This window comes from Nonomuraea sp. NPDC004354 (assembly GCF_053602555.1).
Genome location: NZ_JBSGDV010000010.1, coordinates 207805 through 222601, shown reverse-complemented (window position 1 = coordinate 222601; position 14797 = coordinate 207805). Strand labels below are relative to the sequence as shown.

Genomic DNA, 14797 nt, shown 5'->3' with positions numbered 1-14797 from the left:
CGGACCCGGCACCCCCGTCGCGACCTCGCCTGATAAGGCGTGCGTCAGGGGGTGCGCCACGCCCTGTTCGACGGCTTAAGCAGTGCTTACACCCTCATTGGCACCCTGGAAGTACGACGGCACGCCACAGTGGCGCGCCAGAGCGGCTTCTTGGGGATGGACATGAACACGAACGAGCCTCGTGAGCACGGCGAAGGCACTGTGGGTGGGGGTTGGACCCAGTTCGGTTCCAAGCCTCCGGTCGCCGGCGAGTTCCAGCACGGCGCGCCGTCGCCGGGTGGCGACACCACGATCATGCCGGTGCCTTCGGTACCGAAGCGGCAGTCGATGTTCACGGCCGGGCAGAAGGCCGTCGCCGGACTCGCCCTGGCGGCGACGGCGCTGGTCGGTGGCGTGGTGGGGGCCGCGACCGTCAGCGCCCTGGGCGGCGGGGGAACCACGAGCGTGGCGGCCGCGCCCAGCCCGGCCTTCAAGCCGGCGTCGAACGCCATGACCGTGGCCGACGTCGCCCAGAACGTGCAGCCGTCGGTCGTGATGATCCAGGGTCAGACCGGCGAGGGATCCGGCGTGGTGCTGTCGGAGGACGGCCTGATCCTCACCAACAACCACGTGGTGGTCGGCGCCGGCCAGGGCGGCGGGTCCATGACGGTGAAGTTCAGCGACGGCAGGACCGCCAAGGCGTCGGTCGTCGGCACCGACCCGGCCACCGACCTGGCCGTCATCAGGGCCACTGGCGTGTCGGGTCTGACCAAGGCCACCCTCGGCGACAGCGACGCGCTCAGGGTCGGCGACGCGGTGCTGGCCATCGGCAGCCCGCTCGGCCTGGACGGCTCGGTCACCGCGGGCATCGTCAGCGCGCTGGACCGCACGCTCACGGTCGGCGACCAGGACCGGCAGCAGCTGCCGCCCGGCTGGGGCAACCAGCGCGAGCAGTCGCAGTCCTCGACCACCACGATCGGCGGCGCCATCCAGACCGACGCCGCCATCAACCCCGGCAACTCCGGCGGCGCGCTGGTCAACGCGTCAGGCCAGCTGATCGGCATCAACACGGCGATCGCCACGGGCGGTGGCACCGGCAACATCGGCGTGGGCTTCGCCATCCCGATCAACACCGCCAAGCAGGTGGCCCAGCAGCTCATCGACAACGGCAAGGTGAGCCACGCCTACCTCGGCGTCAGCGTCACCGACGCCTCGGGTGACGTGCCGGGTGCTCTGGTACGGCAGGTGCAGGAGGGAAGCCCCGCCGCCAAGGCCGGGCTGAAGACGGGCGACCTGATCACGAAGATCGGCGAGACGCCGGTTGACGGGGGAGATACCGTAGTGGGACAGGTCAGAGGTTTCAAAGTGGGCCAGCAGGTCAAGATCAGCTACATGAGGGACGGAAAGACCCAGGAGGTCACCGTCACCCTCGCGGAGAAGACGGGCGAGTAGAACCCCCCTCGTGAAACGGAGGTGCCGTCGAGATCGCTGCGGACTCGGCGGCACCTCCCCCCATGCGGTTCAGCGGAACCTGCGGCCCTCGTCCCTGCGGTAGGCCCACACGGCGGCCGCCGCGCCCGCCACCGTCCAGACCGCCAGCATGACCAGCGGCAGCGGCCGGGGCGGCACACCCGCCGTGGCGGCCCACACCAGCTCCATCGCGCCCCTGCTGGGCAGGTACGGCGCGACCGCCCCGATGAAGGCGGGCGGGTCGAGCGGGTTGCCGAACATCCCGCCGCCGATCGCGATCGGGAAGAACAGCACCTGCGAGACCGCGATGGCCGCCTTCGACGGCAGCGCGTAGCCGACGAGCAGCCCCAGCATCATGAACGGCAGCGCGCCCACGATCAACGCGCCCAGGCCGGACAGCAGCTGGAGCGGGGTGGCCGTGGCCTCGGTGAGGAAGGCGGCGACCAGCACCACGGGCACGACCGCGATCAGCATGATGGCCAGCGAGGTCAGCATCCGTCCCGCGAACCGGGGGAAGGGGCCCGCGGGCAGCGTGCGCACGTAGGGGTCCCAGGGCTTGCCGCGGTCGTCGGCCACGCCGATGGCCAGCCCCATCAGCGAGCTCGACATGACGGCGAACAGCGTCATCGACGCCGTGCCGACGGTGGCCATCAGCGGGTCGTCCCCGGTGAACGGCACGACGAAGGCCAGCATCGAGATGGTGGGGAAGAAGACGCTCGCCACGATCGCGATCGGGACTCTCAGCTGCTCCAGGAACTGGTAGCGGGTGTGCGTCCAGACCAGGCTAGACACCGGCGGCCTCCTTCGAGGTGATGGCGAGGAAGGCGTCCTCGAGCGTGGCCGGGCTGATCTCGAGCCCGGAGAAGGGGACGCCGCTGGCGACCAGGTCGAGCACCAGCCGGTCGGAGTCCGAGGTGAGCAGCTCGTGCCGGTCGCCCACCCGCTGGGCGTCGACCACGCCGGGCAGCGCGGGCAGCTCGGGGGCCGACAGCGACACCCTGCGCACCCCCACCATGCCGCGCACGGCCTGCATCGTGTCGTCGGCCAGCACCCTGCCCTTGCCGATCACCACGACGCGCTCGGCCAGCGCCTCCACCTCCTCCAGGTAGTGGCTGGTGAGCACGACGGTGCCGCCCTCCGCGTGGAAGGCCCTGATCCCCTCCCACAGCGACCTGCGGGCCTCCACGTCGAGGCCCGTGGTGGGCTCGTCGAGGAAGACGATGCGGGGGTTGCCGGCGAAGGCGAGCGCCACCGCGAGGCGGCGCTTCTGGCCGCCGGACAGGCCGCCGACCTGCCGCCGGGCGAGGTCGTCGAGGCCGAACCTGGCCAATAACTCCGGCGTGCCCGCCCGCTCGGGGAAGTGCGCCGAGACGAAGTCGACGATCTCGCCGACCCGCAGCGCCTCGGGCAGCCCCGTCTCCTGCGGCGTCACGCCCATGCGCTGCCGTACCCGGGGGTCGGAGGGGGCGCCGCCGAGCAGTTCGACCACGCCCTTGGTGGGTCTGCGCAGGCCGACGAAGAGGTTGACGAGCGTGGACTTGCCGGCCCCGTTCGGGCCGAGCAGGCCGACGAGCCGGCCCGCGGGGATCTCCAGGGACACGTCGTCGAGCGCGGTCACCTCGCCGTAGCGTCTGGTGACCCCGATGGTTCTGGCCAGGACGGTCATGCTTCTCCTCCGATCAGGGCGCGGATGGCGACGGTGTACTCCTCGAAGGCCAGCCGTCCGCGTCTGGTGAGCGCGACGTAGGTGACGGGCGTGCGGCCCTTGTGCGTCTTGGTGATCTCGACGTAGCCCGCGTCCTCGAGCTTGGTCAGATGCACCGACAGGTTGCCCGCCGTCATCGCGAGCAGGTCCTTCAGGCTCGGGAAGGCGATCTGGTCGCCTTCGGGAAGGGCGTTGAGCGTGGCCACCACGCGTAGCCGGGCCTGCGCGTGGATGACGGGATCGAGTTCGGGCAGCGTCACCGGCGCCGCCTGAGCACGATCCCGGTGACCAGGAACGCGCCGCCGACCAGCAGCGAGATCAGCAGGGCGTGCCAGCCGGGCCCGAGGGCGGCGCCGGCCGCGTCGACGACCGCGGTCCAGACGCCCAGGAAGAACATCGGCCACTCGCGCCAGACGGCGCCGCCGGCCATGTAGAGGGTGGCGACCACCAGCATCGAGACCGCGGCGTAGAGCAGGCTGACCTCGTCGCGCGGGATCATCGGGGCGAAACGGCTGAGGATCAGGCCCATCGCCATCATCGCGACGAACCACGCGTAGCCGTACATCATCCCGCGCTGGGTGGTCACGCCGCGGGTCTTCAGGCCGGAGGCGCGGGCACACCAGAACAGGAACGCTCCGGCCAGCAGTTGCCCGCCCATCAGCACCGCCAGTGCGAGCTGCCAGGAGATCGGGGCGAGCGGGCGGCCGTCGAGACCGTGGGCCAGGAAGAAGGCGCCGAAGCCGGCCATCCAGGCCACGCCCCAGGGGGCGTAGAGGAGGAGCGGGTCGGGCTGCAGCCTGCGCGTGGCCGCCGCGCTCTGCTCCTCGATGAGCCGCATCATCTCGGCGGGGCTCAGGTCCTCGTCGTCCACATCATTCCAAACCAGTCGAAACCATCAACTGGTTTGCAGCATAAACCTGATTGCGCCACAAACGGAAGCGTGGCCCTCACCTCGGAAGGGTGGGGCCGTTCCATGAACGAAGGAGCGGCCCCTCCCCGGAGGGAGAGGCCGCTCGGTTCCACGATGTCCGGCTAGCTGCCGCCGCCGGGCAGCGACAGGCCGATGACCAGCGGGTCGTGGTCGGAGGAGCGGAAGGCGTCGGGCTGGTAGAGGCCCGGCGGGTTGAACTCGGTGTTGTAGTCGAGGATCCGCGGCTCGTCGGAATTGACGTGCCAGATCGTCGCGCCCGTCACCCGCTTGAGCAGCTGCTTGCCGACCAGCGCGTGGTCGAGCTCACCGGCCAGCCCGTTGAACAGGTAGCTGTAGCGGAACGGCGCCGGCACGAACCGCTTGGTCACGCTCGTCAGCCCGCCGGCCTCCAGCGTGTCGATCGGGTCCTCCTCGCCGTAGGCGTTGAGGTCGCCCAGCACCAGCGGGTTGGGCAGGTCGAGCGAGGAGAGCAGCCCCAGCACCGCCTCGGCCTGCTTGATCCGCAGCGGGTTCCAGCAGCCCTGGCCGTCGCCCTGGTCGCTGTCCGGACCGCTCGGCGGGCAGGAGCCCTTCGACTTGAGGTGGTTGACGACCATGGTGAACGGCTGGCCGCCCCCGGCGCGGCGGAAGGTCTGGATCAGCGGCGGCCTGCTGAAGACGGGATCCTGCGACGACAGCGCCGCCCCGACGGGCGCCACGCGCGCCGGCTTGTAGATCATCGCCACGTGGATCAGGTCCGTCCCGGGGAACGGGTGCGCGAGCGCGGCGTAGGTGCCGGCGCCCACCTTGGCGTTCAGCGCGTCGACCAGCGCCTGCAGGGCCGTCTGGCCGTTGTTCTCGACCTCCATGAGGCCGACCACGTCGGCGTCGAGGCCCTGGAGCGTGGCCACCAGCTTGTCGAGCTGGCGCTTCTGCTCCTCGGCGGTGGTCGCGCCGCGCGAGCCCAGCGTGGTGAACCAGTTCAGCGTGTTGAGGCTGGCCACCTTGACGTTGCCGCCGACCGGCAGCGGCTTGGGCAGGCGCGGGTTGGTCCGCAGGAAGCTGATCGGCTTGGTGGGCTGGAGACGGTAGGAGCCGAACCCGTAGCCGAGCACGCCGGTCACGCCGATCGCGGTGTCACCGGTGCGCACCACGCGCGGGCTGGTGTAGGGGATCGTGGCCGGGTTCTCCCGGGAGGAGCCGTCGTCGATGAGCAGCGTACGGCGGGCGTCGAGCGCCGCGTCCACGCCGGCCCGGTCGGTCGGCTGGTACAGGCGTCCCTCGGAGGAGACGGTGACCTCGCCGAAGCGGCCGAGGTTGTAGTGCTCGGAGACGGTCAGCGGCTCGGGGAAGGTGACGAGCATGTTCTCGACCGGCTCGAAGGTGGCGCCCTCGGCCCTCGGCAGCCGGTACTGCTGCGCGGGAAGCGTCCCGGTGCCGCACACGTCGACCGCGGTGACGGGCGACAGCTCGGTCCACCCGTTGAACTCGGTCACCTTGCCGGTGACGAGCACCCTGTCGCCGACCTTGACGTCCTTGACCGTGTCGCGGGCGAAGGCGAACAGGCCCTCGGAGGTCTTCGGATCGTCGTCAGGCGTGGGGTCCTGCAGGAAGAAGCCGCTCAGCTCGGTGGACTTCTGGAAGTCGCCGGTCACGACGCCTTCGACCCGCACGGTCTGTCCCGCCAGGGGGCTGGCGTCGCCCGCGCCCTGGACGGCGGCGATCTGGTGGGTCGCGGCCGTGTCGCAGGGCGCGACCGTGGGTGTGGGGGTCGGGGTGGGTGTGGGCGTCGGGGTCGGCGACGGCGTGGGCTCCTGGCCGCCGTCGCAGGGCGCGGCGGCTGTCGCGGTGTTGCGCGGGGCGGGTGCGCCGGCCTCCAGGTCCGCGGCGTTGTCGTCGGTGTCGGCGCAGCCGTGCGTCTTGCGGAGGGCGGCGGTGGTGTTCGTCAGGCCGGGCGCGGCGGCCGTGCCCTCGAAGAAGTTCGCGTTGCCGAAGCCGACCAGGTCGGCGATCTGCGCGGTCTGCTCGGCCGTGCACGCGGTGGGGGTGCCGTTGCAGGCCAGGCCCGTGGCCGAGCGGACCAGCGCGACCTTGCCGGCGCCGGAGCCGACGTTGATGGTGGCGGTGGCGTCGGGGGTGGGCAGTGCCGCCCCCGGGTTGCTGCCGGCGGCGAGCTGCACGAGGTAGTACCGGCCAGGGCCCAGCGTGCCCGACAGCGGGGCCACGTTGGCGGCGAAGTGGCCGGAGCCGGTGGCGCTGGTGTACTGCACCGACCAGCCGTCGAGGGCCACGGGCGCGGAGCTTCTGTTGAACAGCTCCACGAAGTCGTTGGCCAGCGTCGCTCCTGAGTTGCCCCCGCCACCGTAGACCTGGCTGATGACGACGGGGCCGGGCGCCGCGGACGCGGGGGCGATCGAGAGGGTCGCCACGCCCGCGGCGGCGACACCGAGGGCGACAAGGGCGGATAAGGCTCGCATGACCCGCACTTTAGATGGAGAAAACGTAACGTACCGCCACCAAACGATGAAATCATCGACCCTTGACAGACGGTGCCTGGCGCCATGTCGTCTCATGACCTAGCAACCCGGGTATGACCACGCCATGGACTGGGTCACGTGTTCCCGCTCCCCGTCGTGCACGGGAGTCGCGCGCCAGCCGTACGGCAGCTGCTTGGCCCACCTGTCGCCCGAGCAGCTGGCCGACGCCCTCGCAGCCATCCGCCCAGGAGGGCTGCTCGACCTGCGAGGCACCACGATCGACGGCGAGCTGCTGGCCAAGGTGCTCGCCGCCGCCGGGGGAAGGCCGGGCAGGGCTCGCATGGACCTGGCCCGCTTCACCGGCGAGGCGCGCTTCGCCGAGGTGAGCTTCCAGGGCGACGTGTCCCTTGACGGCGCCAGGTTCGACCGGCTCGCCTCCTTCTTCAACGCCGCCTTCGCCGGCAACGTGTCGTTCACCGGGGCACGGTTCGCCCGCCGCCTGACCTTCCACGGTGCCCGGGTGCGCGGTCACGCCGGGTTCGACCGGTCGGTGGTGGCCGGCGACGCCCTGTTCGGCCAGGCGGTGTTCGCGCGCGGGCTGTCGGCCGAGCGCGCCAGGTTCGACGGGTTCGCCACCTTCGACGGGGCCGAGTTCGGCGAGCGGGCCACCTTCAGGGGCGCCAGGTTCGGCCGCACGCTGTCGTTCAGGAAGGTGCGCGGGCGGGCGGGGTTCGAGTCGGTCCACTTCGCCTCCGGCGCCTACCTGTCGGCGACCGGGCGGCTGGCCGCGACCGGGGCGCGCGTGGACGGCGCGCTCGACCTGGCCGTCCACGACTGCTCGGTCGACCTGCGCAAGGTCGAGGTCAGGGGGACGACCGCGGTCCGGCTGTCGCGCGCCCACGCCGATCTGGAGGCGGCGGTCCTGCGGGGGCCGGCGACGGTGAGCGGGCGGGGCTTCTGCACGATCAGCTCGCTGCGGGGGGCGGTCGCGCCCGATCTGTCGCTGTTCGAGCTCGACCTGTCGAGCTGCCGCTTCGCGGGCCTCGCGCACCCTTCGGGGCTGCGGCTGACGGGCTGCACCTTCGCCTTCACCCCCCGCGGGGTGCGCTTCAGTCTGCGCTGGCCGCCGCTGCGCTGGTTCTCCAGGCGCAGGGCGCTGGCCGACGAGCACGGCTGGCGTGGCTGGTCCCAGGACCCCGGCGACCCGCCGACACCCGACGGCCTGGCCACCCTGTACGACGAGCTGCGCCACTCGCCCGACGACCACGGCACCGCCGCCGACTTCGCCTTCGGCGCGATGGAGATGCGCCGGCACGCCAACCGCCGCTGGTGGCTGTCGATGTACTGGCTGCTGTGCGGCTACGGCCTGCGCACCGGCCGGGCGGTGGCCTGGAGCGCCCTGCTGCTGGCGGTGACGGCGGGCGCGGTGCTGTGGTCCAGCACCTCCCACGCCGCCAGGCGCGCCTCCACGCCGCGCCCCGCCGTCCCCGCGCCATCCGTGCACCACTGACCAGGAGCGGCGGGAATCAGGGCTTTCCCCGATGACGGCCCTGCGCGGCCCTTCGTAGACTGGAGACCGTGCTCATCGACGACTACGTGGCCGCGCTGCACCGGGCCCTCGCCGGCCCCTCCGGAGCCAAGCGCGACCTGGTCCTCGAGGCGCGCGACAGCCTTGTCGACACCGCCGAGGCCTACGAGGCCGGGGGGCTGGCCCGGCCGGAGGCCGAGCGGCTGGCGGTGGCCGAGTTCGGCGAGCTGCGGGAGGTGGCGCCCGGCTACCAGCGGGAGCTGACCGCGACGGCCGGGCGCAGGCTCGGCGCGCTGCTGTTCGTCAGCGTGCCCCTGACCACGCTGATGTGGAGCCTGGTCTGGGCGTTCTTCCCGGTGCACGCCGCCGACTGGGCCAACCGGCCCGCGTGGTTCCTGACCGTGGCCCGGACGCTCGACGTCTTCCACCTGGCCACCGGCGTGCTCGGCGGGCTGGCGCTGCTCGCGCTGACCCGGGGCGCGCGCTGGGTCCGCGGGCCCGAGCGGGTGACCAGGATCCTCGCGCTGTGGGTGTGGGCGATGCTGCCCGTCACGCTGCTGCTGAGCGCCGCCCTGCAGTACGGCTCGCGCGGCCCGGCCGGGTTCTCCGCCTTCCTGCCCGGCGTGATCCTGTCGCTGACCACGCCGGTCCTGAACGGCCTGCAGCTCTACGGCGCGGCCCACTGCCTGCGCCTCACCCGCCGGACCCGCCCGGCCTGACGCCTGCCTACCCGGCGGCCTCGGGCCGCCTGGCGTCCGGCTCGAGCACGCTGCCGATCACGCCGGTGAACTCCCGCCATGCCGACCGCTCGCCCGCCAGCTGCCTGGTGCCCGAGGAGGTCAGCCGGTAGGTGCGCCGCTTGCGTCCGCCGACCGTCGCCCACTCGCTGACCAGGTAGCCGACGCGCTCCAGCCGGCGCAGCGCGGGATAGACGGTGCCCGTCGGCACGGTCAGCGCCCCGCCGCTGCGCGCGGTCAACGCCTCGATGATGGCGTAGCCGTGCAGCGGTTCGTCCTCCAGCACGGAGAGCAGCAGGGCGTCCATGTGCCCGCGAAGCGCGTCGGGATTCACATCGCCCATCCTAGGTCGGCGTGCTGCATGTAGTCAGTCTACATGTAGGCTCTCTATATGTAGGCAGACACAATGCTCGGAGATGATGCTATGGACGTCCTCGACCTGGCCCGGCTGCAGTTCGCGCTGACCGGCAGCCTGCACTTCCTCTTCGTGGTGCTCACGCTGGGCCTGGCCCCCCTCGTGGCGATCATGCACACGCGCTGGGTGCGCTCGGGCAACCCCCTGCACGAGCACATGACCCGCTTCTGGGGCCAGATCTACGTGATCAACTACGCGCTCGGCATCGTCACCGGCCTGGTGATGGAGTTCCAGTTCGGGCTGAGCTGGAGCGGCCTTTCGCACTACGCGGGCGACGTCTTCGGCGCGCCGCTGGCCATGGAGACGCTGATCGCCTTCTTCCTGGAGTCGACCTTCCTGGGTCTGTGGATCTTCGGCTGGCACCGGCTGCGCAAGGGCCTGCACCTGGCCTGCATCTGGATCGTCACCCTGACCGCCTACGGCAGCGCCTTCTTCATCATGGTCGCCAACTCCTTCCTGCAGAACCCGGCCGGCGCCGTGGCCGACGGCGACCGCCTGCGGCTGGCCGACTTCGGCGCGCTGCTGACGAACAAGATGCTGGTCCTGTCCTTCCCGCACGTCATCGGGGCGGGCCTGACGGCGGGCGGGTTCGTGGTGATGGGCGCCAGCGCCTACCAGCTGTTCCGCCGTACCGGCCACGCGGAGTTCTTCACCAGGTCCCTGCGCACGGGCGTCGTGGTGGCGGCCATCGGGGTCCTGGTGGCCGTCGGCACCGGCTACGCGCAGTTCGGCGTCGTCCAGGACGGCAAGTTCCAGGGCAACACCGGCGCGGCGGTGGGGCTGGGCTTCATGACGCTGATCGGCGAGCTGCTGCAGCTGGTCGTGCCGTTCCTGCTGTTGCCCGTCATCTACTGGCTGCCGCGCTGGCGGTGGACCCACCCGATCCTGATGATCATGACGCCGCTGCCGTTCCTGGCGGCCGTCTTCGGCTGGATGGCCAGGGAGATCGGCCGCCAGCCCTGGATGATCTGGGAGCGCCTCAGCGTCGCCGACGCCCTGTCTCCTGGCCTGACCCCGGGCATGGTCACCGCGTCGCTGATCGGCTTCACCGCCGTCCTCGGCCTGCTCGCGGTCGTCGACTACGTCCTGATCGCCCGCGTCGTCCGGCGCGGGCCCGGCGACCTGGCGCTCGGCGCCTGGCCCGCCACCACCGCTGCCGCGCCCGTCCGCCTGGAGGTCTGACATGGACGTCGTCTGGCTCGTCGTCTTCGCCGCGCTGCTCGTGGGCTACTTCGCCCTGGAGGGCTTCGACCTCGGAGCGGGACTGCTGCTGGTGGGCCGCTCCCAGGAACGCAGGGACCGCACGGTCGCCGCCATGGCGCCGTTCGTGCTGGCCAACGAGGTGTGGCTGGTGGCGGTCGCGGGTGTCCTGTTCGGCGCCTTCCCGCTGCTGGAAGGGGAGGTGATCTTCGCCCTCTACCCCTTCGTCGTGGCCATGCTGCTGGGCTGGGTCCTGCGCGACGCGGGTCTGTGGTTCCGCCGCAGGATCGAGGGCCGGGCATGGCGCGCCTGGTGGGACCTGATGATCTGGCTGGGCTCGCTGGTGCTGGCCGCCGGCTGGGGGATGGCCATCGGCCGGCTCGCCGGCCTGCCGTGGATCGCGGGGCTCGGCCTCGGGGCGCTCACCACCGCGCTGTTCGCCTTCCACGGCAGGACCTTCCTGGCGTGGCGGGAGTCCAGGGGGACGGGTCGCGGCCTGGCGCTGTCGGCGCTGGCCGCCGCCGCGCCCGTCGTCGTGCTCCTGGCGGCCGCCGCCCCCCACCTGCTGGACAACGCGGCGCCCGCCGCGACACTGAATGTGCTCAGTCTCATGCTGGTCCCGTTCGCGCCGGTCATGGTCGGCGCGCAAGTATGGGTGTGGCGCACCTTCCGGCCAGTCAAGGGCGTCGACCGCATTCCGTCGTTCTTCTAGAGGACCCGTTGCACAAGGACCTACTGCGGCTCATGCGAGCCGAGCGCGCGGTGCGCACGCACCTGACCGTCACCATGGCCGCCGCCGTGCTCGCGGGTCTGCTCGTCCTGGTCCAGGCCGAACTGCTGGCCGGGGTGCTGTCCGGCAGGTTCACCGCCGTGGCGTTGCTGGGGCTGGCGGCGGTGGTGGGGCTGCGCGGCCTGCTGGGCTGGACGCAGGGCATCTTCGCGGCGCGGACGGCCACGGGAGTGAAGTCCGCGCTGCGCCACCGGCTGCTGGCCAGGCTCCAGGAGCTCGGCCCCGCCCGCCTGACCGGCCACCGCTCGGGCGAGCTGGTCACGCTCACCGGGCGCGGACTCGACGCGCTCGACCCCTACCTGACCGGCTACCTGCCCGCCATGGCGGTCGCGGGCGTGGTGCCCGTCGCCGTCCTCATCAGGCTCTTCGCCGCCGACCTCGCCAGCGCGATCATCGTGCTGATCACGCTGCCGCTCATCCCGATCTTCGGAGCGCTGGTCGGCATGCACACCAAGGCCGTCACCGAGCGGCAGTGGCGGGCGCTGTCCAGGCTCGGCGGCCACTTCCTCGACGTGGTGCGCGGCCTGCCCACCCTGCGCGCCTTCGGCAGGGCCCGCCACCAGGCAGGCGTCATCCGGCAGGTGGCCGACGCGCACCGGTCGGCGACCATGCGGACGCTGCGGGTGGCCTTCCTGTCGTCGCTGGTGCTCGAGCTGTGCGCCTCGCTCTCGCTGGCGCTGGTCGCGGTGCCGATCGGGCTGCGCCTGCTCGGCGGCTCCCTCGACCTGACGACGGCGCTGCTGGTGCTGCTGCTGGCGCCGGAGGCGTACCTGCCGCTGCGGATGATGGGGACGCGCTTCCACGCCTCGATGGAGGGAGTCGCGGCGGCCGACGCCGCCTTCGCCGTCCTGGACGACAGCGCCGACCAGGCGGCACCCGCGTCGCCGGCGGCCTCCGCCGCCGCGCGGACCGGTGGCGAGCCTCCGGAGATCCGCCTGGAGAACGTCACCGTCCGCTATCCCGGCCGCGACGACCCCGCGCTGGAGGACGTCTCCCTCGTCATCACCCCCGGCGAGCGTGTGGCGCTGGTCGGCGAGAGCGGCGGCGGCAAGAGCACGCTGCTCCACCTCCTGCTCGGCTTCGTCCGCCCCACCGCGGGCCGCGTGCTCGTCGACGGGACCGACCTGCGCGATCTCGACCTGGCCGCGTGGCGCGACCGGCTGGCGTTCGTGCCCCAGCGGCCGCACCTGTTCGCCACCTCCGTCGCCGACAACATCCGCCTGGGCGCCCCCTCGGCCACCCCCGACCAGGTACGGCAGGCCGCCAGGGCCGCGCACGCCGACGAGTTCGTCAGCGCCCTGCCCGCCGGCTACGACACGCAGGTCGGTGAGCGCGGCGCGAACCTGTCCGCGGGCCAGCGGCAGCGGCTCGCCCTCGCCCGCGCGTTCTGCCGGCCGCGGACCGCGGTGCTGCTGCTCGACGAGCCCACCGCCCGGCTGGACGGGCGCAGCGAGGCCGCCGTGGTGGCCGCCACCGCCGAGCTGAGCGAGCAACGCACCGCCGTGATCGTCGCCCACCGCCCTGCGATGATCGAGCTGGCCGACCGGGTGATCCGCATCCAGGAGGGCCGCGTCGTCTCCGACACCGCGGCCCCTCGGCCGCCCGCCGCCATCGGTGCGCCCGCCCTCTCCCATGCCCCGGTTCCCTCCGCCACGGCCGCCTCCGCCCGCGCGGCGCGGGATCCGGGCGGGCGCCGTCCACCCGAGGGCGGCACGAGGGACGACAGGACGGCACAGGCGGGAGACGAGCGATGACCACCACGCGGCAGCGGGACCCGCGGGCCGCCGCACCCGGCGAGGGCGGGCGGATGGGCCCCCGCCTGCTCTGGGCCGTGCTCGCCGGCGCGGCCGCCGAGCTGGCCGGCATCGGGCTGACCGCCTCGGCCGCCTGGATGATCACCAGGGCCGCCGAGCAGCCGCCGCTGGCCGCGCTGAGCGTGGCGATCGTGGCGGTAAGGGCCTTCGCCACCAGCAAGGGCGTCTTCCGCTACGCCGAGCGCCTCACCGGGCACGACGTCGCGCTGCGCGCCCAGGCCGCCACGCGCGAACGCCTCTACCAGTCGCTCATCCCGCCCAAGCGGCCGGCGCACGGCGGCGCCGACCTGCTCAGCCGGATGGTCGACGACACCGACGCCGTGCAGGACCTGCTGGTGCGCTGCCTGCTGCCCGCGACGGCCGCGCTCATCACCGCGCTGGCCGCCTTCGCCATCGCGCTCGTCGTCCACCCGGCCGCCGCGCTGGTGCTGCTGGCGGGGCTGGCGGTCGCCGGCGTGCTGCTTCCCGCGGCGACGGTCGCGGCCGCCCGCCGCTGGTCGGCGCGCATCGCCCCGGCGAGGGCCGCGCTGGCCGCCCGGGTGGCCGACCTGGTGCACGGCTCGGCCGACCTGGCCGCCTACGGCGCCGAGGACCGGGCCCTGGCCGACGCCGGGGCCGCCGACGCCGACCTGTCCACGCTCGAACGCCGCCAGGCCCGCGTCCACGCGGCGGCGCTGGCCGCCGGCGTGCTGGTGCAGGGGCTGACGGTGGCCGCCATCGTGCTGCTGGCCCAGAAGACGGGGGCCGACACCGTCGCGACGGCCGTCCTGGCGCTGACGGCGCTGGTCTCCTTCGAACCGGTGCTGCCGCTGGCCGCCGCGGGGGAGAGGTACGCCGGGATCGCGGCCGCGCTGCGCCGGTTGAAGGAGGTCGAGGCGGTTCCGGCCGCCGTCACCGAGCCCGCGGCGCCCGCTCCCGTGCCGGACGGGCCGCTGACGGTCGAGATCGACGACCTGGTCGTCCGGCACGCCCGCCCCGCGCCGCAGGCGGCAGGGGCGCCGGCGCACCCGGCCGACGCCGAGGCTCACGCGGCCGGGCGCGGCGCCGGCTCGGCGAACGGGGCGGCGGCGGTCGACGGGGTGAGCCTGACGCTGACGCCGGGCAGGCGGGTCGCCCTCGTCGGCCCCAGCGGCGCCGGCAAGAGCACCCTGCTCGCCGCGCTGATGCGCCTGGTCGAGCCCGAGTCGGGGACGATCAGGGTCAACGGCGTCGACATCACCGCCCTCGACTCCGACGACGTCAGGACGCTGATGACCGGGCTCACCCAGGACCCCTACATCTTCCAGACCACGCTGCGCGACAATCTCCGGCTGGCGGGGCCCGGCAGCAGCGAGGAGGAGCGGGAGCGGGCCGTCCGCAGGGCCAGGCTGGAGCGCTGGGTGGCGCGCGTCGGCTGGGACGCCGAGCTCGGTGAGGACGGCAGGACCGTCTCGGGCGGCCAGCTGCAGCGCCTGGCCCTGGCCAGGGCCCTGCTGTACGATCCGCCCGTGCTGCTCCTGGACGAGCCGGCCGAGGCGCTCGACGAGGTGACCGCCGACGAGCTGATGCGCGATCTGCTCGACGTGACGCACGGCCGTACGACGCTGCTGGTCACCCACCGGCTCAAGGGGCTGGAACAGGTGGACGAGATCGTGGTGCTGGAGCAGGGCAGGATCGTCCAGCGGGGTCACCACGACGACCTCGTCCGCGAACCGGGCTACTACCGGGACCTGTGGCAGTCGGAGGCGCTGATCTCGGGATGATCTCAACTCTGTGTTGAAATCCGGGCATTT

13 protein-coding genes are annotated in these 14797 nt (G+C 72.8%); 7 read left to right on the top strand and 6 right to left on the bottom strand.

The features are described 5' to 3' along the window. Positions 1-294 precede the first annotated feature (294 nt). On the top strand, positions 295-1431 hold the full coding sequence (locus ACWENQ_RS26735; protein ID WP_452416775.1) for a S1C family serine protease: 1137 nt from the start codon (positions 295-297) through the stop codon (positions 1429-1431). Positions 1432-1500: 69 nt separating this feature from the next. Here the strand turns inward: ACWENQ_RS26735 and ACWENQ_RS26730 are convergent, their stop codons facing one another. The 5 genes from ACWENQ_RS26730 to ACWENQ_RS26710 all read right to left on the bottom strand — a co-directional run bounded on the left by ACWENQ_RS26730 (position 1501) and on the right by ACWENQ_RS26710 (position 6541). Continuing rightward, on the bottom strand, positions 1501-2241 hold the full coding sequence (locus ACWENQ_RS26730; protein ID WP_449925979.1) for an ABC transporter permease: 741 nt from the start codon (positions 2239-2241) through the stop codon (positions 1501-1503). Beyond that, positions 2234-3115, bottom strand: coding sequence for an ABC transporter ATP-binding protein (locus ACWENQ_RS26725; protein WP_354920776.1), 882 nt, complete (start codon positions 3113-3115; stop codon positions 2234-2236). The genes ACWENQ_RS26730 and ACWENQ_RS26725 overlap by 8 nt, the downstream gene beginning before the upstream one ends. After that, the gene (locus ACWENQ_RS26720) at positions 3112-3414 is read right to left on the bottom strand and encodes a transcriptional regulator (RefSeq protein ID WP_354920773.1); all 303 of its coding nucleotides are present in this window, start codon (positions 3412-3414) and stop codon (positions 3112-3114) included. Before ACWENQ_RS26720 ends, ACWENQ_RS26725 begins: the two co-directional genes overlap by 4 nt. Beyond that, entirely contained in the window at positions 3411-4025 is a 615-nt protein-coding gene (locus ACWENQ_RS26715; protein ID WP_452416714.1) for a hypothetical protein, read from the bottom strand. Before ACWENQ_RS26715 ends, ACWENQ_RS26720 begins: the two co-directional genes overlap by 4 nt. 161 nt (positions 4026-4186) lie before the next feature. Beyond that, positions 4187-6541 carry an ExeM/NucH family extracellular endonuclease gene (locus ACWENQ_RS26710; RefSeq protein ID WP_452416713.1) on the bottom strand — a complete coding sequence of 785 codons (2355 nt, stop codon included), beginning with the start codon at positions 6539-6541 and terminating at the stop codon, positions 4187-4189. A gap of 124 nt (positions 6542-6665) precedes the next feature. On the opposite strand from ACWENQ_RS26710, the gene ACWENQ_RS26705 reads away from it, so the two are divergent. Next, positions 6666-8051, top strand: coding sequence for a pentapeptide repeat-containing protein (locus tag ACWENQ_RS26705; protein WP_449925989.1), 1386 nt, complete (start codon positions 6666-6668; stop codon positions 8049-8051). Between the two features lie 68 nt (positions 8052-8119). After that, complete coding sequence (locus ACWENQ_RS26700) at positions 8120-8788, top strand: permease prefix domain 1-containing protein (RefSeq protein WP_354912490.1); 669 nt, start codon at positions 8120-8122, stop codon at positions 8786-8788. Between the two features lie 7 nt (positions 8789-8795). Here ACWENQ_RS26700 and ACWENQ_RS26695 read toward each other — a convergent pair whose 3' ends face one another. Beyond that, a complete protein-coding gene (locus ACWENQ_RS26695; RefSeq protein ID WP_449925993.1) occupies positions 8796-9140 on the bottom strand; it encodes a helix-turn-helix transcriptional regulator in 345 nt (114 codons plus the stop codon). A 90-nt stretch (positions 9141-9230) separates the two neighbouring features. Here ACWENQ_RS26695 and ACWENQ_RS26690 point away from each other — a divergent pair, with 90 nt between their 5' ends. From ACWENQ_RS26690 to cydC, 4 genes are read left to right on the top strand one after another with little or no spacing between them, the layout of a single operon-like run. Continuing rightward, positions 9231-10403, top strand: a complete 1173-nt coding sequence (locus ACWENQ_RS26690) for a cytochrome ubiquinol oxidase subunit I (protein ID WP_449925996.1) — start codon at positions 9231-9233, stop codon at positions 10401-10403. Between the two features lies 1 nt (position 10404). Then, a complete protein-coding gene (locus tag ACWENQ_RS26685) occupies positions 10405-11133 on the top strand; it encodes a cytochrome d ubiquinol oxidase subunit II (RefSeq protein ID WP_449925999.1) in 729 nt (242 codons plus the stop codon). Positions 11134-11165: 32 nt separating this feature from the next. Further along, positions 11166-12965 carry a thiol reductant ABC exporter subunit CydD gene (gene cydD / locus ACWENQ_RS26680; RefSeq protein WP_452416712.1) on the top strand — a complete coding sequence of 600 codons (1800 nt, stop codon included), beginning with the start codon at positions 11166-11168 and terminating at the stop codon, positions 12963-12965. Then, entirely contained in the window at positions 12962-14767 is a 1806-nt protein-coding gene (gene cydC / locus ACWENQ_RS26675; protein ID WP_452416710.1) for a thiol reductant ABC exporter subunit CydC, read from the top strand. The genes cydD and cydC overlap by 4 nt, the downstream gene beginning before the upstream one ends. Positions 14768-14797 lie beyond the last annotated feature (30 nt).